This window comes from Corallococcus sicarius (assembly GCF_003611735.1).
Taxonomy (GTDB): Bacteria; Myxococcota; Myxococcia; order Myxococcales; family Myxococcaceae; genus Corallococcus; species Corallococcus sicarius.
Genome location: NZ_RAWG01000149.1, coordinates 1 through 22089 on the forward strand (window position 1 = coordinate 1; position 22089 = coordinate 22089).

A 22089-nucleotide genomic window follows, 5' to 3' on the forward strand; every position below is an offset into this window, starting at 1 on the left:
GGCCTGACACGTCACCTCGTCCTTGCAGGCGGGACCGATGCCTTCGGGATGGGCCGTCAGGGGCGTCTTGTCGCTCTCCTCCACGCCACACACCACGCAGCGGCGCTTGCGGTTGCGGCGCTCGGCGCGGCGCTGCTCGGCGATGGCCTTGGCCCGCTCGCGGGCCGTCTTCGCGTCCACCTCGTTGCTCATCTCACGTCCCGTCTGGAAGTCGTCTGCCCCACACCCCGTCCCCAGCCCCGAATCGGATGACGACCTAGAGCGCCTCGACCAGCACGGCGATGCCCTGGCCGCCACCAATGCAGGCAGAGCCGATACCATAGCGAGCGCCCCGACGCTTGAGCTCGTAGGTGAGCGTCATGGTGATGCGCGCCCCGGACGCCCCCAGCGGGTGGCCCACGGCGATGGCGCCGCCGTTGACGTTGGTGGCGTCGCGTGGCAGCCCCAGCTCCTTCTCCACGGCGAGGTACTGGGGCGCGAAGGCCTCGTTCACCTCGAAGAGGTCCACGTCGGACAGCTTCGCCTCCGCGCGCTTCAGCAGGTTGCGGATGGCCGGCGCCGGGCCGATGCCCATCACCTTCGGGTCACACCCGGCCACGCCCCAGTTCACCAGCCGGGCCACCGGCTTGAGGCCGTGCTTCTCCACGAAGCTGCGCGTGGCCATCACCATGGAGCCCGCGCCGTCGCAGATGCCGCTCGCCGCGCCCGCGTGCACCACGCCGTCCTTCTTGAAGACCTTGGGCAGCTTGCGCAGCCCCTCCACCGTGGTCTCCGGGCGGTTGTGCTCGTCCCGGGACACCACCGTGTCGCCCTTCTTGCCCTTGAGCGTCACCGGGGAGATTTCGTCCCCCAGCCGGCCGGCCTCCTGGGCCGCGGCGAAGCGCTTCTGGGTGAGCACGGCGTACTGGTCCACGTCGTCCTGGGTGAGGCCGTAGTCCACCGCGAGCTGCTCGGCGGTGAGGGCCATGGCCTGCCCGGTGTAGCTGTCCGTCAGGGCCGTCCAGAGCATGTCCTCCAGGCCGCCCTTGCCCAGCGGCAGGCCCCAGCGCGCGCCGCGGATGACGTGGGGCGCCTGGCTCATGGACTCCGTGCCGCCGGCGAGCACGCACTCCGCGCCGCCTGTCAGCATCATCTCCGCGGCGGTGACGAAGGCCTGGAAGCCGGAGCCACACAGCCGGTTGACGCCCAGCGCGCCCACCGGGACGGGCACGCCCGTGCGCAGGCCCACGTGACGCGGCAGGTAGATGGCGTCCGAGCTCGTCTGGACGACGTTGCCGTACACCACGTGCTCAATCTGTTCGGGAGACACCTTCGCCTGGGCGAGGGCCGCGCGGGCGGACTCCACGGCCAGGTCGGTGGCGCTCAGGTCCTTGAGGCTGCCACCGTAGGTACCGAACGGGGTGCGCTTGCCGGACAGGAAGTAGATTTCCTCGGTCTTGGATACGCTCTTCATGCTCGTCTCCCTACTCTTCCGGGGCGCCCGGTGCACGCGTGACGTGAGGTGGAAACAGCGGGGTGGCGCTCAGCCCGCGCGCCTGCCCAGGAAGGAGCTGGCGACGATGGCAAGCGCGATGGCCGTCCACAACAACCCCTGGAGGTTCTGACGGCGGATTTCCTTGCGGCCCAGGCCCTGGTACCAGGCCCGCCCGGCCTGGACCCGGCCCTCCCAGGTGAAGTCGCTGGCGGCCCCGGGGCTCAACCCCTCCAGTCTGCGCACATGCGCTCGCAGCAGGCGCTCCGGCGAAGCGTCCTCCAGTGAACCGGAGCGGTAGCCGGGCAGGTCCAGCGCGGGGCGCCGGTAGCTGGCGGTGACGACGAAGCCCCCGGAGTCGCCAGAGACCAGGGGGGTGAGCAGGTAGAGGCGGGGCAGGTCGTCGGTCCCCAGGTGGAGCGTGGCGAAGACACGCTCGCCGAGGTGGGCCCAGTCGTAGGAGCGGGTGGCCCGCTGGAGCAGCGGCTTCTCCTCGTGGCTGCCCAGGGGGGTGAAGCCCAGCGCCTGGAGCTGGCCGGCGAGGGGGGCGAGCGCGTCCGGCAGGTCCATCTGGTCCGCGGGGGCCTCCGGCTCGATGCGGACAGAGCCGGGGAAGAGGAAGAGCAGCGCCCGCCAGAAGTTGAGCCGCAGCAGCACGACGGCCAGCGCCAGGCCCCCGAGGACGACCCCCAGCTGCCCGAGGACGCTCACGGCAGCGGCTTCCGGTCCTGGCCGCGCGTCGCGGTGGCGGGCAGGTGCTGCCAGCGCGCCAGGTCGGCCGGGGTGAGCGGATCGCGGCCTTCCAGGAAGCGCTCCAGGTGGCCCAGCGAGTCCACGCCCCAGAACATCTCCCCGTCCACCAGCACGGAGGGCACGCCGAAGGTGCCCTGGGCCAGCGCCTCCTCGGTGTTGCGCCGCACGCGCCCCTTCACCTCGGGCGTGGCCGCCGCCGCGAGCAGGGCCGGGGCGTCGAAGCCCGCCGCCGTCAGCACCGCGCCCACCTGCTCCGGCGTCTCGACGCCCCGGCCTTCGCCCCACGCCGCGGTGTAGAGCGCGGTGACCAGGCGCGTGCGGGCCTCCACGTCGTCCACCGCGGCCGTCACCCGCAGGGACAAGAGCGGGTTGAACGGGTGCGAGGGCGGCGGGGCGAAGGGGGCGCCCTGCTCGTGCGCGATGCGGAAGGTCTGCTTGAAGACGTAGACGCGCTTGGCCGGAATCTCCGCGGGCCCCACGGAGCCCACCGCGTTGAGCAGGCCCGCGAGCAGCACCGGCACGGGCTCCAGCGTGCGCCCGTGGCGCGCCGCGATGGCGGGCATCCGGAGCCAGGCGAGGTACGCGTAGGGCGACAGGTAGTCCAGGCAGAAGCGCAGGGGGGAGGAGGCCATGGGGCCATCCTACCCACGCCCGCGCCCGTCAGGCGCTCCGCTTCACGGCGCCGGCAGCCAACTGGCGCGACAGCGGGCCGCGCAGGGAGCTGGCCAGCTGCTGCAGGTAGGTGGCCTTCGCGGTGCCGAAGGCCCGCTCGGCGATCTCCAGCTCCAGCATCACCTGCTCCGGCGTGCCGTGCCGCTCCGCGTGTTGCAGGTACACGAGCCCCATCTGCAGCACGTTGCCGGTGGCCTCCGCCAGGAGGAGCGCGTGGCGCAGGTGCGCATCCCCTTCCTCCTGGGACACCAGCGGCGCCAGCGCGCGGCGGGCCAGGATTTCATCCCAGGGGTTGGCGAGCAGCGGATCCAACGCGCGCTCCAGGGCGGCCTGGGCGGCGGCGAGCGCCGCGGGCAGCCGGCCCTGCTCGCGCTCGAAGCGCGACTGGTACACGCGCACCAGCGTCTCCATGCGCAGCCCCCCCCGGCGCGAGGCCTCCAGCGCGCGGGGCAGCGACTCGCGCGCGGCGGACGCGTCCTCGAAGAGCACGTCGCGGCACGCCTGGTACACCTGCACGTGCGCCTGCAGCCAGCGGTCCTCCGGCAGCACCCGCGCCAGCGACTCGGCGCGCGACACCACCGCGGCGACGAGCTCGTGCTCTCCGCGCTCCAGGTAGTACGGCGGCGTGAAGAGGGCCAGGTTGCGCTCCATCAGCCGGGGGCTGCCCAGCCGGCGGATGAGTTCCGTCTTCTGCGCGAGCGCGGACGCGAACGCGACGCCGTCGCCGGTGAAGGCCGCGCGCGCCACCTGCGCGAAGAGGTGGTAGGCGCGCACGTCGGTGAAGCCGTGGGCCTCCGCCACCGCGAGCCCGTCGCGCAGCATGGCCTCGTCCAGCGGCTCGCCGCGCAGGGCCAGGTTCACGTTGAGCAGGTAGCCGCCCATGCCCAGCGCCCACGCGAGCCGCCGGGGCGGACGCCCCACCGCGTCGCGGAAGTCGCGCAGCCGCTCCACCTGCCGGCGCTGCTCGGCCACCCCACCCGACCAGCGGCCGGTGTACGCGCTCAGCGTCGCGCGCGCGATGGACAGCGCGGCCCGGTAGGGCGAGTCCTCGGGGTGCTCGGCGGCCACGCTCCCCATCAGCGTCTCCAGCGCCTCCGTGCGCCCCAGGATGGCCAGCGCCATGCCCTGGAGGATCTGCAGCTCCGAGCGCTTCCAGAAGACGTCCACCGGCGTCATGCGCCCGTCCGCCGCCACCTCGCGGAACAGCGGGCAGAGCAGCTCCTCGCGCTCCGCGGGCGTCGCCATTCGCGCCGACTCCAGCCGCGCCGCCGCCTCACGCTGCCCGGCCTCCACGTCCACCGTGGCCGTCCAGTGCGCGAAGAGGCGCTCCGCGTACGCCACCGACGTCGGCGGGTCGCTGGAGTAGCCCACCTCCACCAGCGACACCCACGTGCGCAGGAGCTGATCCGAGCGCCCCGGGAAGTCCGGCGCCGACTCCAGGAGCGCCGCCGCCTCCTTCAAGAGGAGCGTGGCCTCCAGCAGCGCCTCCGCCTCGATGGCCGCCTGTCCCGCCGCCAGCAGCGGCTGGATGGCCTCCTGCGGCGCGTCCGAGCGCGCGTAGTGCCAGCCCACCGCGCGCACCAGCCCCGCGCGGCCCGCGGGCAGGGCCTGGAGCGCGCGCGCCACGAGCCCGTGGTGCTTCCTGCGCTCCGGCTCCGGCGTGCTGTCGTAGACGGTCTGGTGCACGGTGTCGTGCGTGAAGACGAAGCGGCCCTCCACGTCCTGGAGGAACTGCCGCTCCACGATGCCGTCCAGCACCGCGAACAGCTCCGCCTCCGGCAGCCCCGCCAGCGCGCGCACCAGCGGCAGGTCCAGCATGCGGCCCGCGGGCGCGAGCTTGCGCAAGAGCGTCACCTGCTCCGGCGGCGCGCTCGCGAGCCGCACCAGCACCGCCTCCTGGATGCTGTCCGGCAGTCGCCGCGTCCCCAGCCCGTCCTCCGCCTGCCACCGTCCGCCCACGCGGTTGAGCGCGCCCGCCTCCACCAGCATGCGCAGGCACTCGGTGGCGAAGAAGGCGTTGCCGGCCGTCGTCTCATGCAGCCGCTGGACGAAGCCCTCCGGCATGGAGAGCCCCGGCAGCACCAGGTCCACCAGCGTGCGCACGTTCTCGGCGGACAGCGGCTCCAGGTCCATGCGCGCGGTGAGCTTCTCGTCCACCGTCTGGAACGCGAGGCTCAGGCGCGACAGCTCCGCGGAGCGGAACGTGCCCACCACCATGCCGCGCGTGCCGTGCAGCGCGCGGATGATGACGTTGAGGGCCTCCAGCGACGCGCTGTCCGCCCACTGCAAGTCCTCGAAGCACAGCACGAACGACTGCCGCCCGCCGATGCTGTGCATCCACGTCGTCAGCGCCTCGAAGAAGCCGCCCTTCTCCTCCGTGCCCTCGCGCAGGGCCTCTTCGGAGGCCTCGCCCTCGGACGTCTCGGGCGTCAGCCCCGGCAGCAGGCGCGACAGCCTGGGCAGCAGCCGGTCCATCAGCTCGCCGGGCGTGTGCGGCATCAGGCAGCGCAGGGCCTGCGCCACCGGGGCGAGCGGCGCCAGCCCCTCCGCGCGACACTGGCCCCGGCCGAAGGGCAGCTCCGCCAGCTTCGCCTGCAGCTCGAACTCCTGGAGCAGCCGCGTCTTGCCCACGCCCGCGGGGCCGCCCACGAGCACCGCGCGCGACTGGCCCCAGTCCGCTTCCGCGAGGCCGTTCATCAGCCCCTCGAGCTCCAACTCGCGCCCCACCACCTCCGGCACGTGCAGGTAGCTGGCGCGCGCCGACAGCGGCTCCTCCGGGGACGGCTCGCCGCTCGCGTGGCAGAGCGCCTCCAGCAGCTCGCTCGCGTCCTGGAAGCGCTCGCGGGGGTCCTTCGCCATCAGCAGGAGGATGATCTCCTCCAGCTGCGGATCCACCGGGCAGAGGGTGGAGGGGCGCGGCGGCGGGCGCGTGAGGTGATCCGCCAGCAGCACCGCGGGGTTGCTGCGCTTGAAGGGCAGCCGGCGCGTGGCCAGGTACCAGGCCATCACGCCCAGCGAGTACAGGTCCGCGCGCCCGTCGATGCTCGCGCCCCGCTGCCACTCCGGCGCCAGGTACTCCAGCGTGCCCTTGAGCTTGCCGGGGCTGGGCGTGCCCAGCTGGTGCATCACGCCGAAGTCCATCAGCTTCACCGCGCCGGACTCGGTGATGCGCACGTTGCTGGCCTTGATGTCGCAGTGCACGTACAGGCGCGAGTGGATGAAGGCCAGCACCTGCGCCATCTGTATCAACACCCGGTACAGCGTGCGCGTGTCCAGCGGCGCCTCACGCACCAGCGTGCTCAGGTCGTGGCCGCCCACCACCTCCATGGTGATGAAGCGGTTGCCGGCCTCCGTCATGCCCCAGTCGAACACCTTGAGCGTGGACGGGTGCTGGAGCTTCTTCATGGCGAAGAACTCGTGCCGGAACATCAGCACCAGCTCCTCCACCTTCGCCTCGGACAGCTCCGCCGGGACGTGCATCTCCTTGAGCGCGACGCGGCGGCGCTCCTGGAGGTCGTCCGCCAGCCAGATGCGGCCCATGCCGCCCTCGCCCAGCAGCGACTCCACGCGGTAGCGCCCGGTGACGATGAGGCCCGGCTCCAGCGAGCGACGATCCCCGAGCGCCGTCCCCGGCAGCGTGATGGGCGTGCGCACCCGCTCCCCCCAGGAGCTCGGAGGCCGGGTGCGTTCGTCCAGGACCGTCGTCTTCTCGTCGTCGCTCACGCGCAAAAGGCCGGCGCCCGGCGCCGGATTCCCGAGTGTGAGCCATAGCACGTTTCAGGGGTACCGCCTCCGGGACATCCGATCAGGTGCCCCCTGGGGTGGGGTCCCCCGCGTCAATGCCCCCATCCCCCCTGCTCCCATGGATCCAGACAGCCAGCGGCTGCTCGAGCGCCTGCTGGGGAGCCGCCTCCACCAACGCACGGTGACGCATGCACACCCTTCATCCAGGCCCGGGGGCCCGGGGCTCGGATCCCCAGGGCCCGCGTTCAGAGGGGGAAACGGCATGCGTGCATGGAAGCGGGGCGGAGCGGCGGTGGCCTTCGTGGCCGTCACGGCCTGGTTGGCCTGTGGCGAGTCCGGGCCCCGGGAAGCGCAGGGCCTCGAGCGGGCCTCGGCGGCGACGGTGACGCTGGACGAAGGGCACTGCGCGGGCGTGGTGGTGGGTGCCGGCCGCCATGTGCTCACCGCGGCCCACTGCGTCGCGCCCACCGAAGGACACGCGTTCGCGAACTTCGAGGACGGACGGCGGCTGGAGGGCCGCTACGTGTTCGTGGACCGGGGCCGGGACATGGCCCTGATGGAGCTGGAGGCGAAGGCGCCCGTGGCCCCGCTGGAGCTGGCCGAAGCACTGCCCGCGCCCGGAGAGCTGCTCGTCTTCACGGGCCGGCATGATCGCCCCGGCGAGCCGCAGCAGGTGAGGCTGGAGCGGCTGGGCCGCTGCCCCTCGCTGCCGGACGTGCCCGCCGCGCTCTTCACCACCATGCACGGCATCCCGGGAGACTCCGGGGCGCCCCTGGTGGACGCCCGGATGCGCGTGGTGGGGCTCGTGCACGGCGGCGCGCGGTGCAGCATCGCCGCGCCCACCGCCGACGTCGCGCCGGAGGTCCAGCGCCTCTCGCGGGAGGCGCCGGAGTCGCTGGCGCGGAGCATGCCCGCCTGGCCCTGAAGCAACGCGGCACTGGCATGGCGCGGCGCGACACGGGCGCTGCGTCCCCGCCCCCGTTCCTGGGACGGCCAGACAGGCGGCCTTTGCCGCACCGTCACTGCCGGGCCGCGGGGGCGCGGCCCACCAAGAACTTCCAACCTCGCAACCGGGGCCAGTTGGAGGACGCGCAGGATCGCGCCACCGCGGAGCTGAGCCATGAGCGCGCCCAGGCCGCGGCCCGGGAGCCCATCAACCCCGGCCCGGTGGACGAGACGGCCTGGGAGGCAGGCGTGGAGCGCGGCGAGGAGTGGCTCGCCGAAGACACGCCCGAGCGGGAGGCGCGCGGCGACGAAGAGGCGGACTCCGAGGTTTCCAGGCGCGGGCTCGTGAACCCGCCACCGGAGGAATAGGGACCTGGGCGGCAAAGCCTTGAGTAGGAGGCTTTCTGGAATTGATCGGGGTAGCTGGGGACCTCTTGCCCGGTGCGCACGGTGGGGGGATGCTGGGCGCCAGTTCCCCCTGCTGTTCGCGGCCCACCCCCGGGAGTCGAAGCACCGTGAAGCCCAAGGTCCTCATCGTCGAAAACTCCTGGACCATGCGCGAAACGCTGCGGCTGCTGTTGTCCGGGGAGTTCGACTGCATGGTGGCGCCGGACGGTGAGGCGGGGCTGGCGCACGCGCTGGCGGAGCCGCCGGACGTGCTGCTGTCGGACGTGAACATGGAGGGCATCGACGGGTACGAGCTGTGCCGCCGCGTGCGCGCCGAGCCGTCCCTGGTGCACCTGCCCGTGGTGTTCGTCAGCGGCTACCCGCCGCGCGCGGACGCGGACCTGGACCCCGCGCAGCCCCGACCGGACGCGTACCTGGTCAAGCCGGTGAAGCCGCCGTACCTCATCGCGCAGCTGCATGCGGTGCTGCAGCGCACGCGGGTCGACACGGCCAAGGCCGCGGGCGAGGGCTGAGCCGGCCGCAAGCTCGCCGCAAGCCCGCCGCAAGCTCGGGAGGGCTGAAGCCGCGGCCTGTGTCGCGGCGCGGACGCTCCTGGCCTCTTCTTGCGCTGACCTGGAGCGGCGGGAGGGCTATACCTTGCGCCCACCTTCCTCCCGAGGTCCTCGCGTGCTCAACGCCTTTCCCCGCGTCCCGGCTCCCAAGAACGAGCCCGTCCTCTCCCACGCTCCCGGCACCCCGGAGCGCGCCGAACTGCAGGCCACGCTCAAGCGCATGAGCGGGGAGCAGTTGGAGATCCCGGTCGTCATCGGCGGCAAGCACGTGCACTCCGGCAAGACGGACACCGTGCGCATGCCCCACCGGCACAAGCACGTGCTGGCCACGCTGCACGAGGCCGAGGCCGGCCACGTGGAGCAGGCCATCCAGAACGCGATGAGCGTGAAGGAGGACTGGGCGCGGATGCCCTTCCACGCACGCGCGGCCATCTTCCTGCGCGCCGCGGAGCTGCTCGCCACGCGCTACCGCCCGCTGCTCAACGCGTCCTCCATGCTGGGCCAGTCCAAGACGGCGCACCAGGCGGAGATCGACGCGACGTGCGAGCTCGTCGACTTCCTGCGCTACAACGTCCACTTCGCGCAGCAGATTTTGTCCATCCAGCCGGAGAACTCCCCGCAGACGTGGAACATGACGGACTACCGGCCGCTGGACGGGTTCGTGTTCGCCGTCGCGCCGTTCAACTTCACGTCCATCGCGCTCAACCTCTGCGTGTCGCCCGCCATCATGGGCAACGTGGTGCTGTGGAAGCCGTCCACCACGCAGATGCTCAGCGCCTGGTACAGCCTGGAGCTCTTGCGCGAGGCGGGCCTGCCCGACGGCGTCATCAACATGCTGCCCGGCGACGGCCCCACCGTGGGCAACCCCGTGCTGGCGAGCCCCCACCTGGGCGGCATCCACTTCACCGGCTCCACGCCCACGTTCAACAGCCTGTGGAAGACGGTGGGAGAGAACATCGGCCGCTACAAGCAGTACCCCCGGCTGGTGGGTGAGACGGGCGGCAAGGACTTCATCTTCGCGCACCCGTCCGCGGCGGACGACCTGGAGGCGCTCGCCGTCGCCATCGTGCGCGGTGGCTACGAGTACCAGGGCCAGAAGTGCTCCGCGGCCAGCCGCGTGTACGTGCCGGAGTCGCTGTGGCCCCAGCTGAAGGAGCGGCTGAAGGCCCTCATCGGTGAAATCAAGATGGGCGACGTGGCGGACTTCCGGAACTTCATGGGCGCCGTCATCGACGAGCGCTCGTTCAAGAAGGTGTCCTCGTACATCGAGCTGGCGAAGACGGGCGGCGACGCCACCATCATCGCGGGCGGCGGGACGGACCGCAGCGAGGGCTGGTACGTGCAACCCACGCTGGTGCAGTGCAACAACCCGCGCCACCGCATCATGACGGAGGAGATCTTCGCGCCGCTCGTGGGCGTGTACGTCTACCCGGACGCGAAGTTCGAGGAGACGCTGAAGGAGTGCGACCAGTCCGCCAGCTACGCGCTCACCGGCGCCATCTTCGCGCGCGACCGCAAGGCCATCGAGACGATGATGAGCGGCCTGCGCAGCGCGGCGGGCAACTTCTACATCAACGACAAGCCCACGGGCGCGGTGGTGGGTCAGCAGCCCTTCGGCGGCAGCCGGGCGTCCGGCACCAACGACAAGTCCGGGTCGATGATCAACCTGTTCCGCTGGTCGAGCCCGCGCACCATCAAGGAGAACTTCGCGCCGCCCGTGAAGGTGCCCTACCCCTTCATGGACAGCGACCCCAAGGAAGGGGCCGTCTAGTCCCATGAGCGGACCGTTCCCGGGCATCGCGGGGCTGGACACCTATGCGCTGGTGGATGGCGGCTGCCGCGTGGAGGTGATTCCCACGCGCGGCGCGCTCGTCACGCGCATGGTGGTGGAGGGTGACGAGGTGCTCTTCCTGGACGAGGGCACCGTCGCGGACCTCACGAAGAACGTGCGCGGGGGCATCCCCGTGCTGTTCCCCATCGCCGGCCCCCTGCCCGGGGACACGTATCCGGCGGACCGCAAGGCGTACACGCTGCCGCAGCACGGCTTCGCGCGGCGGCTGCCGTGGACGGTGCGTCAGGCGGAAGAGTCGCTGCTGGTGCTGGGGCTCACGTCGTCGGAGGAGACGCTGCGCCAGTATCCGTGGGCCTTCGACGCGCAGCTCACCTTCTCCCTCGCGGGCCGCAGGCTCACGCTGGACTTCGACCTGGAGAACCGGGACACGCGGCCCCTGCCGCTGCACCTGGGCTACCACCCGTACTTCCGCGTGCCGCAGGCGAACAAGGTCCAGGCGCGCGTGGACACGGACGCCACGCACGCGTGGGACAACCGCGACAAGCACGAGGTGCCCTTCACCGGCCTGGACCTCACCGCGCAGGAGGTGGACATGCACCTGCGCGACCACAAGGCGCCCGGGACGAAGCTGGAGCGCGGGCCCGGCCTGCCTCCGGTGAAGCTGTCGTGGAGCCCGGAGTTCCGCCTGCTCGTCGTGTGGACGCTGCAGGGCAAGGACTTCGTCTGCGTGGAGCCGTGGACGGCCGCCGCCGGAGCGCTGGCCACCGGCGAGGGGCTGTTGCACGTGGAGCCCGGCGAGCGCGTGTCGCTCGCGTTCGACATCGAGGCTTGAGCCTCGGCCTCCATCGAGGCTTGAAGCGGCTCGTCCCGCGCGCTCAGGCGTGCGGGATGAGGGGCATCGTCAGCGGGCCGCGCACGGTGAGGGAGGTGTTCCACTTCACCGGGCCCGTGGGCGTGAAGCGCGTGAAGCGGGACAGCAGCACCTCCAGCCCCACGCGCGCCTCCAGCCGGGCCAGGGGCGCGCCCAGGCAGAAGTGGATGCCGTGGCCGAAGGGGAAGTTGTTCACGCCCTCGCGGTCCATGTCGAAGGTGTCCGGGTCCTTGAAGCGCTCGCCGTCGCGGCACGCGGAGCCCACCATCAGCGCCACGCGCGCCCCCTCGGGAATCACCACGCCGCCCACCTGCGTCTCCTTCGTGGTGACGCGCACCAGCCCGTGCACGGAGGGCTCGAAGCGCAGCACCTCCTCCACGAAGCGCGGCAGCTGGGCCGGGTTCTCCCGCAGCCGGGTGACGAGGTGCGGGTGCTCCATCAGCATCCGCACGCAGTGGCTGACGAGCTGCACGGTGGTCTCAAGGCCGGCGACGACGAGCAGGAACAGGAAGCTCATCAGCTCCGCGTCGGAGAGCGCCTCGCCATCCACGCGCGTCTGCACGAGGTCCGACACCATGTCCTCTTGCGGATGGCGGCGGCGCTCGGCGACCACGGCGGACAGGTAGTCCTCCATCTCGCGCACCGTGGCGCGGATGGAGTCGTGCCGCTGGGTGTCCTTCTCCGTCGTGCCGGACACGCTGGACAGGTCCACCGACCAGCGCTTGTAGCGGGCGGTCATCTGCGGATCCAACGCGAAGAGTTCGCCAATCACGCTCGCGGGCAGCGGCATGGCGAAGGCGTCCACGAAGTCCACCTCGCGCTCCGGGTGCAGGCGCTCCGCGAGCAGCTGCGCGAAGCTCCGGATGCGCGGCTCCATCCTGCTCACCGCCGCGGGCGTCCACGCGCGGCTCACCAACGTGCGCAGCCGCATGTGGTGCGGCGGATCCATGACGATCATGGATTCGGAGAACGGGTTGTGGCCCAGCCAGGGCGGCGCCGTGGTGGTGCGCACCCCCGCGGACGAGAACACCTGCGGGTTCTTGAAGGCCGCGGACACGTCCTCGAAGCGCGTGAGCGCCCAGAGGCCGCCCGGCTCCACCTGACAGACCGGCGCCGTGCGCCGCAGCTCCGCGTACACGGGGTAGGGATTCGCCCGGACCTCCGGGGCCATCAGGTTGACGCGTCCGCTCATGGAATAATTTCCTCTCCTGGCTGGAATTGTATACCCGGTATACTGGCGGCTGAACAGAGGCGCTGCCTCCCCCTTCCCCCGAGTCACATGTCCCGATTCGTACGCGCCGCCATTGTCGCCCTGGGTCTGTCCGCGTGCTCCGACGATCCGGACGAAGTCACGCCCGACTCGGGCACCTTCGTCGATGCCGGGACGAACGCCGATGCCGGTGCCGACGCGGGCACGGACGTGGATGCCGGTGTGGACGCGGGCGCGGGCAGTTCGCAGGGGTCCGGCAAGCTGGGCTGCACCAGCACGGGCTCGGTGAAGACGGACGCGGGCACGCTGTCGTACTGCGTCGCGAAGGTGGGCGACACGGAGATGAAGATCATCGAGCCCCAGGGCGGCATCGCGCCCGGGCCGATGAAGCTGGCCATCTACCTGCACGGCGACGGCGCCCTGACCTACACCGGGAGCAACCCGCGCGCGCTGCTCGATATCGGCGGGTGGACCTACGGCCACAACACGCTCTACGTGGCGGCGCTCGCGCCGAACAAGTGCGCGTGGTGGACGGACCCCGCGCGCACCGACTGCAAAGGGGATGCGCCCGTGGAGGCGCGCGACCTGGAGGGCAAGAACGCGGCGGCGCTGGTGGCGGTCATCGAGGCGCTGCGCAAGGGCTGGGACATCCAGGACGGACCCATCCTCTTCGGAGGCTCGTCAGGCGGCTCCATCCAGCTCACCGCCAGCTTCCTGCCGCGCTACGGCGACCGCTACCCGGGCATCTACGCGCTGAGCTGCGGCGGTGAGCAGCCGTGGACGGGCAAGATGGACTGGGATGCGACGCAGGCATCCCTGCGCGGCCCCACGAAGTTCTTCTTCACGTACGGCGACCTGGATCCGCTGCTCCCGGACATCCGGACCGCCGAGGACTTCCTCAAGGGGCTCCAGTTCCCGGTGGATGACAACGTCATCGCGGGCGCCGCGCACTGCGCGTTCGACCAGGTGGGCCGCGTGGCGGAGGTCTGGAACCAGGCCACCACCGCGCCGTAGTTCGTCCGCGCTGCTTCTTGCGGTGGACTGCACCGCAAGAAGCGGAGTGCGCTGCGGGAGTGGGTTCCGTAGGGTCGTGTCATGCGCCTCTACGACTTCCTGCCTTCAGCGAATGGCTACAAGGTCCGCACGCTGCTCGCGCAGCTCGGCATCCCGTATGAGCTGGTGCCGGTGGACATCTTCGCGGGGGAGAGCCACACGGCCGACTTCCACGCGAACAAGAACCCGGACGGCCGCATCCCGGTGCTGGAGCCGGAGCCGAACCGGTTCCTCGCGGAGTCCAACGCCATCCTGCTGTACCTCGCGGAGGGCACGCGCCTGCTGCCCGAGGACCGCTTCGCGCGGGCGCAGGTACACCAGTGGCTCTTCTTCGAACAGAACGGTGTGGAGCCCAACCTGGGCACCGCGCGCTACTGGCGGCTCACCGGCCGTGAGGCCCAGCAGCCGGAGGCCTTCCGACAGCGTGTCTCCGGGGGCGTGCGTGCGCTGGAGGTGCTGGAGCGTCACCTGCGCACCCGCACGTTCCTGGTGGAGGAGCGCTACACGGTCGCGGACATCGGCCTGTTCGCGTACGTGCACCTCGCGCCGGACGCCGGTGTGGAATTGACGCCCTACCCTGCCGTGGTCGCGTGGCTTGAGCGCGTGAAGGCGCAGCCGGGCTTCCAGGGTGCGGTGCCGCCGTATCCCGCGAACGCGCGGGTGGGTTGAGCCCGCGTCATTGCTGATCGGTGCTCACGGCCTCACGGACCTCCGCGTCCGTGAGCCGCACCGGGGGCGCGTCCGCCTTCGCGTCCATGAGCTTGCGCGCCAGCAGCTCCGTTACCGGCGCGAGCACGCTGAAGTGCGTGGCACCGGGCACTTCCAGGAATGACAGCGGCGCACCCTTCGCCGCCTTGCGCAGCGGCTCGAATGCGTCGGTGTTGCCCCTCGCCGCGCCCTCGATGACTTGCGTGGGCACGCGCAGGTGCTCCACGAAGCTCACGGGGTTGCGCATCCACAGCTCCGGACCCGTGACGCGGCCCAACAGCGGGACGTAGTGACCGTAGACGGAGACATCCTCCACGGGGCCGAACGCATACGCGCCCTTCAGTCGGGGTGACAGCACCGCGGCCATCAGCGCCAACGTGCCCCCCGTGCTGTGCCCGGCCACGTAGATGCGAGACGGATCCACGTCCTTGCGCTGCGCCACGAAGTCGATGGCCGCGACCACGTCATCCACCTCGCCCAGGAAGTACTCGCGCTCACCCGGGTTGTCGTCCGACCCGCGCAGCGACGGCAGCATCAGCACCAGACCCGCTTCACGGAAGGCCCGCGCGCTCTGGTCGTTGTCGCGGCCCGCGGGCGCCCACGCCAGGTTACCCAGCCCCCAGTTGAAGCCGCCGTGGATCCACACCACCGCCGGACGCTTGCCGCCTTCCCGCACGGGCGTGATGTAGGCCACGTTGCTCCCCAGCGGCGCCGGATAGCGCACGACCTCGAAGAGGTCCGCGGGCGGCGTGGGCGCGGGCTCGCGATTCTCGGGCGCTTCCTTCAGGGCCGTGCGGAAGGTCTTGCGCAGCGTCACGGAGGTGGGTGGCGCGGGACGGGAACAGGCGCCCAGAAGAAGGCAGGCCAGCAGGCCTGGGAACACGAGCAGTCGGGAAGGCGTCGGCATGGTGGGAATACGCAATGGGAGGCCGTTACGGGCAGGTGACGTCCGGGAGGGTGGCTTGACAGCGCGCGGCACGACCGCTACTTCTTCTCGCAGAATGTCCGTCACCTCCGCCATGTGCATGTGTTCGATGCCTGTTCCGGGTGGGCCCAAGCCCGCCGCGGCCGGCTGACGCACAGCCTGCCCCTGGCGAGCCACCGGAGCCCACCCACCCGCGAGGGTTGGTGGGCTTCGTCGTTCCGGGCCTCCGCTCTCGCTTCCCCGCAGAAGAGCGTCGCAGCGCCCACCGTGACCTGAAGCCGTCCTCCTCCGCCTCCCACCGTTCCCTGACGTCCTGAAGCCACCCGTCTGTCTTTGCCCTCACGCGCGCCTTCGCTGGCGACGCGAACAGGAGTCCCTTGCCATGAGCACGCCCCACGACCGCCCGCTGCACTTCGACACGCTCGCGCTGCACGCCGGCTACTCGCCCGACCCCACCACCGGGTCGCGCGCGGTGCCCATCTACCAGACGACGAGCTACCGCTTCCGCGACGCGGATCACGCCGCCGCCCTCTTCGGCCTCAAGGAGTTCGGCAACATCTACACGCGCATCATGAACCCCACGACGGACGTGTTCGAGAAGCGCATCGCCGCGCTCGAAGGCGGCGTGGGCGCGCTCGCGGTCGCCTCCGGACAGGCCGCGCAGACGTTGGGCATCCTCAACATCCTCAAGTCCGGGGATGAGATCGTCTCCGGCGCCAGCCTCTACGGCGGCACCTACAACCTCTTCAAGGTGACGCTGCCCCGCCTGGGCATCACCACGCGCTTCGTGGACTCCAACCGCCCGGAGGCCTTCCGCGAGGCCATTGGCCCGAAGACGAAGGCGCTCTACCTGGAGTCCCTGGGCAACCCGCGCCTGGACGTGCCGGACTTCGACGCGATTGGCGCCATCGCGCGCGACGCGGGCCTGCCCCTCTTCGTGGACAACACCGCGCTGTCCCCCGCCCTCTTCAACCCGCTGCGCCACGGCGCGCACATCGTGCTGCACAGCGCGACGAAGTACATCGGCGGCCACGGCACCTCCATTGGCGGCGTCATCGTGGATGGCGGCAACTTCCCCTGGGAGAACGGCCGCTTCCCGGAGCTGACCGAGCCCAACCCCGGCTACCACGGCCTGCGCCTGCGCGAGGCCTTCGGTCCCGCCGCCTTCATCCTCAAGGCCCGGCTGGAGGGCCTGCGCGACCTGGGCCCCGCGCTCAGTCCCTTCAACGCGCACGCGTTCATCCTGGGCCTGGAGACGCTGCGGCTGCGGCTGGAGCGCCACTCGCAGAACGCGCTCGCGGTGGCGAAGTGGCTCCAGCAGCACAAGAAGGTGGAGTGGGTGCGCTACCCGGGCCTGGAGGGCGACCCGGCCTTCACGAACGCGAAGAAGTACCTGCGCGGCGGCTTCGGCGGGCTCGTCACCTTCGGCGTGAAGGGCGGCCTGCCCGCGGGGCGCCGCGTGATTGACGGCGTGAAGCTGTGGAGCCTGCTCGCGAACATCGGCGACACGCGCTCGCTCATCATCCACCCCGCGTCCACGACGCACGAGCAGCTGTCGCCGGAGGAGCGCGCCAGCACGGGCGTCACCGACGACCTGGTGCGCCTGTCCGTGGGCCTGGAGCACCTGGACGACATCCTGGCCGACCTGGACCAGGCATTGAGCGCGGCCTGACGCCATGCGACCCGTGAGGCATCCCGTGGACCTCCCCGTGCGCTCGGAGACCCCGCGCGTCTTCGACCTGTCGCTGCCGGACCTGCCGCTGGAGGCCGGGGCCCGCGTGGCGCCCCACCTCGTGCGCGGCTGGTGGTGGGGGCCCCCGGAGGACCTCGCGTGGTTGCAGTCCCGCGCCCGCGTGTACTCGGAGGAGGAGACGCGCGCGAGCCGCCTCCGCGTGGTGCGGCGCTCCGCCTCCGAGCTGCGCGACGCCGCCACCGACGCGCGCCGCAACGGTCCCCGCCGCGCGCCCACGCCCGTGCCCACCGTGCTGCTCGTGCACGCGCTCACCGGCGACATGCACGCCGGGGGCGAAGGCGGCTGGTGGGAGCCCGTCATCGGTCCGGGCCGGCCGTTGGATCCGTCACGCGTGCGCCTGCTGTGCTTCAACAACCTGGGCTCCTGCTACGGCACGTTCGGCCCCGCCGACGAGGGCTTCCCCCAGCGCACCGACGACAGCCGCTTCGGCCCCGCGCCGGTGCTGTCCAAGGGCGACCTGCGCCTGGACGAGCGGAGCCTGCCCGCCACCATCACGCCGTGGGACCAGGCGCGCTCCATCCTCGCCGCGCTGGACGCGTTGGGGGTGGAGGAGGTGGCGCTCGTCACCGGCGGTTCGCTGGGCGGCATGGTGGTGCTGTGCCTGGCGGCGCTCGCGCCGGAGCGATTCCAGCGCATGGTGCCCATCGCCACGGCGGAGTCCGCGTCCGCGTGGGTGGTGGGTTGGAACCACGTGGCCCGGCAGGCCATCCTGTTGGACCCGGAGTACCCCGAGTCCCCCCGGCGCGGCCTGGAGCTGGCGCGGCAGCTGGCGACGCTCACCTACCGCGCGGAAGCCGGACTGGACGCGCTCCAGCGGCGCCCGCAGACGTGGTCGTCGCGCGCGCTGTATCCGGTGGAGAGCTACCTGGAGTACCAGGGCGCGAAGCTGGAGGCGCGCTTCGATGCGCGCTCGTACCTGGCGCTGCTGGGCTCCATGGACCACCACGACCTGGCGCGCGTGCCCACGCCGCGCGGCGGCCCCGGCCTGGACCGGATCCGCGCGAGCACGTTGAGCATCGGCATCGACCGCGACCAGCTCTTCCCGCCCGAGCACATGGTGACGCTGTCCCGGCGCCTCCGCGCGCAGGGCCTGCACTCCGAATACGCGGCCCTGTGCAGCGTGCACGGCCACGACGGCTTCCTCATCGAATGGGACGCGCTCGCGCCCCTGTTGATCCGCGCGCTCGCCCTGCCTCCGGGCGTGGGCGAAGGCGCCCGCATTCCCTCTCCTGCCGGCGTCCGCGCCCGGAAGACTTCATGACCGCCCCCGTGAGCATCACCCGCTACGCGCCATTCCTCCTCGACAACGCACTGGGCCTCGCGTCCGTGGCCACGCACCTGTCGCGCCGCGACGCGGGCAGCACGCGCGCCGCCATCGTGTCCTCGCCGCCGTGGCTCTCCACCGGACTGGAGGCCGCGCTGTCCATCGCGTTGAAGGGCAACTCCGCCCTGGCCCGGCAGGAGCTGGACGGGCTGCTCGCGCGCGGCCTGTTGATGCTGGAGGAGGCCGAGCGCCGGCTGGGTGCGCCACCGGGCTCCACGTCGGTGGAGGCGGAGGGGACGCGCACGCTGGCGTCGCTGCTGGAACCGGCACGGCGCGCGTTGGACGGGGCCAGCCTCGTGCGCGAGCGGCGGCCGGCGCTGGAGGACGTGGTGCGCGGCACCGGGGAGCGGCTGACGGCGGCGCTGCTGGCGCGGCTGTTGGGGGCTCGCGGCGTGCCGACGCTGGAGGTGGACGCGGCGGACTGGACGGTGACGGAGGGCGAGCCCGGCCAGGCGCGCGTGAACCGGGAGCAGACCCGCGCCCGGGTGGCGACGCTGCGACCCACGTGGGAGGGACGGCTCACGCTGCACGCGGGTGGACGGGGCGTGGCGCTCGACGGCCGCTCCACGACGCTGGGCCCCGACGGCGCGGACGAGACGGCGGCGGTGCTGTCGGTGCTGCTGGGCACGCCCTTGACGCTGTGGACGGACGTGCCCGGGGTGATGACTGCGGATCCGCTCCATGTCGCGGACGCGCGGCCGGTGCCGCACCTGAGCTACACGGAGGCGCTGGAGCTGGTGTACCTGGGCCTGCCCACGCTGCACCCTCGCGCGCTGTCCACGCTGCGCGACGCGGACATCCCGCTGCGCGTGCGCCACCTGCAACAGCCGGACGCACCCGGCACCCTCATCGACGTGCGCGGCGCGGGCGACGGCAGCGTGCCCACGTGCGTGGTGTCGCTGGAGGACCTGGCGCTGCTGGGCCTGGAGGGAGGCACGGAGGAGGCGGCGCGGCCGGTGGGGCCTCGTGCGTTGCAGGCGCTGGAGGCGGCGGGCATCGACGCCTGGATGGCGGCGCAGTCGTCGCCGGGACGCTCGGTGGCGGTGGTGCTGCGCCGCGCGCAGGCGGCCCGCGCGGAGGAGGTGCTGCGGCGTGAGCTGGCACCGGAGCTGGAGCGGGGCGCGTTGCAGCCGCCCCAGCTGCGCGCGCCGGTGACGCAGGTGGCGCTGGTGGCCGAGGCGATGGGCCAGGGCGCCAACGTGGCCGGACGCCTGTTCCAACCGCTGGGCGCGCTGGGCATCAACGTGCGCGCCATCGCGCAGACGGCCAGCGCGCGCTCCATCTCGTTCATCGTGGACGGGGCGGAGACGGCGCTGACCGTGCGCACGGTGCACGCCGCCTTCCACTTCGCCCACGAGGAGGTGAGCCTCCTGGTGCTGGGCCACGGCGTGGTGGGCAGCCAGTTGCTGGAGCAATTGCGCACGCTGCAGCAGACGCTGGCGCAGGAGCACGGCATCCAGCTCAATCTCGTGGGGCTCGCGGACAGCCGGCGGGTGCTCTTCTCGCCGGAGGGCATCCCGCTCAATCAGTGGCGAGAGCGCATTGAAGCGGTGCCCGAGGGCGCGTCCCCGCCCGTGGTGGAGGCGCTGCTGGAGTCACTGCGCCGGCTGCCGGTGCCGGTGCTGGTGGACTGCACCGCGGCCGACGGCATGGAGGCGCTGTACCTGGAGGCCTTCCGCCTGGGCATCCACGTGGTGGCGGCGAACAAGAAGCCGCTGACGCAGCCGCGCGAGGTGTGGGAGCGGCTGCGGAGCACCGCGCACCTGAACCACCGCGCGTACCACTACGAGACGACGGTGGGCGCGGGCCTGCCCGTCATCCAGACGCTGAAGGACCTGGTGCGCACGGGGGACCGGGTACACGGGGTGGAGGGCTCGTTCTCCGGGACGTTGGGGTACTTGAGTCAGCAGTTGATGGACGGCGTGCCGCTGTCGCGCGCGGTGCGCACCGCGCGCGAGAAGGGCTTCACGGAGCCGCACCCGCGCGAGGACCTGGCCGGCACGGACGCGGCGCGCAAGGCGCTCATCCTCGCGAGGGAGCAGGGCCTGGACCTGGCGATGGAGGACGTGGAGGTGGAGCCGTTCGTGCCGCGCGAGTACCTGGAGGAGGAGGACGTGGAGCGCTTCCTCACCGGACTGGAGAAGTTGGACAAGACGTTCACTTCGCGCATCGAAGGCCTGCGCGCGGAGGGCAAGGTGCTGCGCTACCTGGCGCGCATCGACCCGGCGGTGAAGGACGGGCCGGTGTTGCGCGTCGGGCCTGTGGCCGTGGCGAAGGACCACCCGGCGACGCGGCTGCGCGGCTCGGAGGCGTTCGTGGCCTTCTCCACCGAGCGCTACGCGGACTACCCGCTGCTGGTGCAGGGCGCGGGCGCGGGAGGCCCCGTCACGGCGGCCGGAGTGCTCGCGGACATCCTGAAGATTGCCCAGGGCCTGCGCGGGCGGTGAGCGCGGTCGCGCAGGCCTACTTCCGTGACCGGGGTGGGGCCTTCTTCTTGGCGGGCCCTTTCTTCTGCGATGGGGCCCGCTTCGTGACAGCTCCCTTCTTCAGGGGCGAGGCTCGCTTCGCGGCGGGCACGGCCTTCTTCGCGGTCCCGGTCTTCTTCTGGTCCGAGCGAACCTGCCGGGCGAGCCCCGGCTCCAGGGCCGGAGGCTCACTCGCGGGCGTGTCCTTGTCCTCGACGGACGAGCCCTTCGGGGACTTCGCCGGGCTCACCGTCACCTCCCTCCCTGAGAACGCTTCCCAGCCCTCCAGGGCATGCGTCCACTGGGCGAGAAACTGCTCGCGCTCCGCCTCATCCCGCAGCCCCTCGGCGTGCAGCGCCACGATGACGCCGTGCACCGACGGCAGCACGCGAAGCTGCACGGTGCGCGCCTTCGGCCACTCGTCGCGCTCCAGGCGCAGGCGCAGCTGCCGGGGCGGGACACGGCGAACCACCGTGACGCGCGTGCCATCCGGAAGTGAGGCCTGCTCGCCCTCGCCCAATGGCTGACGGTAGGCGCCCACCCAACGGGCCAGCCCCATCCCCTCGCCCCAGGCGCTCCACGCCATCTCCGAGCCCACCGCGAACGAGCGCCGGACACCGGCCTGGAACCCGCCACCTGCCAGCCGCCCTGTCGACATGAACGCCTCTATACGCTGAATCGGGTATTCCAAATGGACGGTCCAGGCCAACGACTGCCGCTGAGGTCCGGCGGTGCACGCGCGCGGAGGCCGCGTCACCCCGTGGGCCGGTACCCGGGCATGAGGAAGTTGTCGTGGTCCGCGTAGGCCGGCGCCTCGGACTCGCCGGTGAAGACGCGCAGGGCGCAGTACTCCGGATAGGAGGCCTGGATGGTGACCTGGTCCCCCGCCTGGAAGACCACTTCTCCGTTCGGGTGCAGCGTCTCCTCGGCGCCCCGGATGAGCGACAGCGCCAGCCCGCCGAAGCGGTCGCGCACCTGGGACACCGTCAGGCCCGGCAGGCCGTCACGCACCACGAACAGCGACACCACCATCAGGTGCTTCCCGATGCGGAAGGAATGCACGAGCCGCGGATCCAACGCCGCCAGCGCCATCGCGGGCGCCGCCAGCGAGGAGCTGGACAGGGCCTCCGCCTTGAACGTGTCGCGCACCTTCGCGCCCAGGTCGTCGTCGAACAGGCGGATGACCACGCGGATGCCCGGGTTGAGCCGCCGCGCGTCCAGCGCGATGTTGAGGTTCGCCAGGTCGTCGTCCGTCGCGCAGACGATGGCGGACGCCCTCTTCACGTGCGTGCGCGGCAGGCACAGCGGGCTGCGCGTGTCGTCGATGAGCAGCGGCACGTTCTCATCGCGCAGCGCGGACACGAACGCCGCGTCTTCGCGCTTCTCCACCACCACCACGTCCTTGCCCATCTCCCGCAGCTGCGTCACCACGCGGTAGCCCACC

The 22089-nt window shown here is 71.9% G+C and carries 19 protein-coding genes; 10 read left to right on the forward strand and 9 right to left on the reverse strand.

Going from position 1 to position 22089, the window contains the following annotated elements; genetic code table 11:
- From D7X12_RS22415 to D7X12_RS22435, 5 genes are all read right to left on the reverse strand, one after another.
- Window positions 1-192, reverse strand: a 192-nt coding sequence (locus D7X12_RS22415) for a hypothetical protein (RefSeq protein ID WP_120627340.1), incomplete at its 3' end; no start/stop codon positions are given.
- 64 nt (window positions 193-256) lie between these two features.
- Window positions 257-1453, reverse strand: coding sequence for an acetyl-CoA C-acetyltransferase (locus D7X12_RS22420; protein ID WP_120627324.1), 1197 nt, complete (start codon window positions 1451-1453; stop codon window positions 257-259).
- A gap of 69 nt (window positions 1454-1522) precedes the next feature.
- On the reverse strand, window positions 1523-2182 hold the full coding sequence (locus D7X12_RS22425; protein ID WP_120627325.1) for a hypothetical protein: 660 nt from the start codon (window positions 2180-2182) through the stop codon (window positions 1523-1525).
- A complete protein-coding gene (locus D7X12_RS22430) occupies window positions 2179-2856 on the reverse strand; it encodes a 2-hydroxychromene-2-carboxylate isomerase (RefSeq protein ID WP_120627326.1) in 678 nt (225 codons plus the stop codon). Before D7X12_RS22430 ends, D7X12_RS22425 begins: the two co-directional genes overlap by 4 nt.
- A gap of 28 nt (window positions 2857-2884) precedes the next feature.
- Entirely contained in the window at window positions 2885-6550 is a 3666-nt protein-coding gene (locus D7X12_RS22435; protein ID WP_439329389.1) for a protein kinase domain-containing protein, read from the reverse strand.
- Window positions 6551-6902: 352 nt separating this feature from the next.
- Here D7X12_RS22435 and D7X12_RS22440 point away from each other — a divergent pair, with 352 nt between their 5' ends.
- The 5 genes from D7X12_RS22440 (at window position 6903) to D7X12_RS22460 (ending at window position 11168) form a co-directional block, all read left to right on the forward strand.
- Entirely contained in the window at window positions 6903-7565 is a 663-nt protein-coding gene (locus tag D7X12_RS22440) for a S1 family peptidase (RefSeq protein ID WP_120627327.1), read from the forward strand.
- Between the two features lie 83 nt (window positions 7566-7648).
- Window positions 7649-7954 (forward strand): hypothetical protein, encoded by a 306-nt coding sequence (locus D7X12_RS22445; protein WP_147443773.1) that lies wholly within the window; start codon window positions 7649-7651, stop codon window positions 7952-7954.
- A 146-nt stretch (window positions 7955-8100) separates the two neighbouring features.
- Window positions 8101-8505, forward strand: coding sequence for a response regulator (locus D7X12_RS22450; RefSeq protein WP_120627329.1), 405 nt, complete (start codon window positions 8101-8103; stop codon window positions 8503-8505).
- A 154-nt stretch (window positions 8506-8659) separates the two neighbouring features.
- On the forward strand, window positions 8660-10315 hold the full coding sequence (gene pruA / locus D7X12_RS22455; RefSeq protein ID WP_120627330.1) for an L-glutamate gamma-semialdehyde dehydrogenase: 1656 nt from the start codon (window positions 8660-8662) through the stop codon (window positions 10313-10315).
- Window positions 10316-10319: 4 nt separating this feature from the next.
- On the forward strand, window positions 10320-11168 hold the full coding sequence (locus D7X12_RS22460) for an aldose epimerase family protein (RefSeq protein ID WP_120627331.1): 849 nt from the start codon (window positions 10320-10322) through the stop codon (window positions 11166-11168).
- Window positions 11169-11211: 43 nt separating this feature from the next.
- On the opposite strand, the gene D7X12_RS22465 is transcribed toward D7X12_RS22460, so the two are convergent.
- The gene (locus D7X12_RS22465; protein ID WP_120627332.1) at window positions 11212-12399 is read right to left on the reverse strand and encodes a cytochrome P450; all 1188 of its coding nucleotides are present in this window, start codon (window positions 12397-12399) and stop codon (window positions 11212-11214) included.
- A gap of 87 nt (window positions 12400-12486) precedes the next feature.
- On the opposite strand from D7X12_RS22465, the gene D7X12_RS22470 reads away from it, so the two are divergent.
- Both D7X12_RS22470 and D7X12_RS22475 read left to right on the forward strand, forming a co-directional pair.
- A complete protein-coding gene (locus D7X12_RS22470; protein WP_120627333.1) occupies window positions 12487-13431 on the forward strand; it encodes an alpha/beta hydrolase in 945 nt (314 codons plus the stop codon).
- An 81-nt stretch (window positions 13432-13512) separates the two neighbouring features.
- Window positions 13513-14139, forward strand: a complete 627-nt coding sequence (locus tag D7X12_RS22475; RefSeq protein ID WP_120627334.1) for a glutathione S-transferase family protein — start codon at window positions 13513-13515, stop codon at window positions 14137-14139.
- Between the two features lie 7 nt (window positions 14140-14146).
- Here the strand turns inward: D7X12_RS22475 and D7X12_RS22480 are convergent, their stop codons facing one another.
- Complete coding sequence (locus tag D7X12_RS22480; RefSeq protein ID WP_120627335.1) at window positions 14147-15085, reverse strand: alpha/beta hydrolase family protein; 939 nt, start codon at window positions 15083-15085, stop codon at window positions 14147-14149.
- Between the two features lie 400 nt (window positions 15086-15485).
- Here D7X12_RS22480 and D7X12_RS22485 point away from each other — a divergent pair, with 400 nt between their 5' ends.
- From D7X12_RS22485 to D7X12_RS22495, 3 genes are read left to right on the forward strand one after another with little or no spacing between them, the layout of a single operon-like run.
- On the forward strand, window positions 15486-16775 hold the full coding sequence (locus D7X12_RS22485) for an O-acetylhomoserine aminocarboxypropyltransferase/cysteine synthase family protein (protein ID WP_120627336.1): 1290 nt from the start codon (window positions 15486-15488) through the stop codon (window positions 16773-16775).
- Window positions 16776-16800: 25 nt separating this feature from the next.
- Window positions 16801-18117 carry a homoserine O-acetyltransferase family protein gene (locus tag D7X12_RS22490; RefSeq protein ID WP_244224719.1) on the forward strand — a complete coding sequence of 439 codons (1317 nt, stop codon included), beginning with the start codon at window positions 16801-16803 and terminating at the stop codon, window positions 18115-18117.
- Entirely contained in the window at window positions 18114-20627 is a 2514-nt protein-coding gene (locus tag D7X12_RS22495; RefSeq protein WP_158620100.1) for an amino acid kinase family protein, read from the forward strand. Before D7X12_RS22490 ends, D7X12_RS22495 begins: the two co-directional genes overlap by 4 nt.
- A gap of 16 nt (window positions 20628-20643) precedes the next feature.
- Here D7X12_RS22495 and D7X12_RS22500 read toward each other — a convergent pair whose 3' ends face one another.
- Both D7X12_RS22500 and D7X12_RS22505 read right to left on the reverse strand, forming a co-directional pair.
- Window positions 20644-21303 carry a hypothetical protein gene (locus D7X12_RS22500; protein WP_120627339.1) on the reverse strand — a complete coding sequence of 220 codons (660 nt, stop codon included), beginning with the start codon at window positions 21301-21303 and terminating at the stop codon, window positions 20644-20646.
- 95 nt (window positions 21304-21398) lie between these two features.
- The coding region (locus D7X12_RS22505; protein WP_208719218.1) for a potassium channel family protein at window positions 21399-22089 on the reverse strand (691 nt) is incomplete at its 5' end.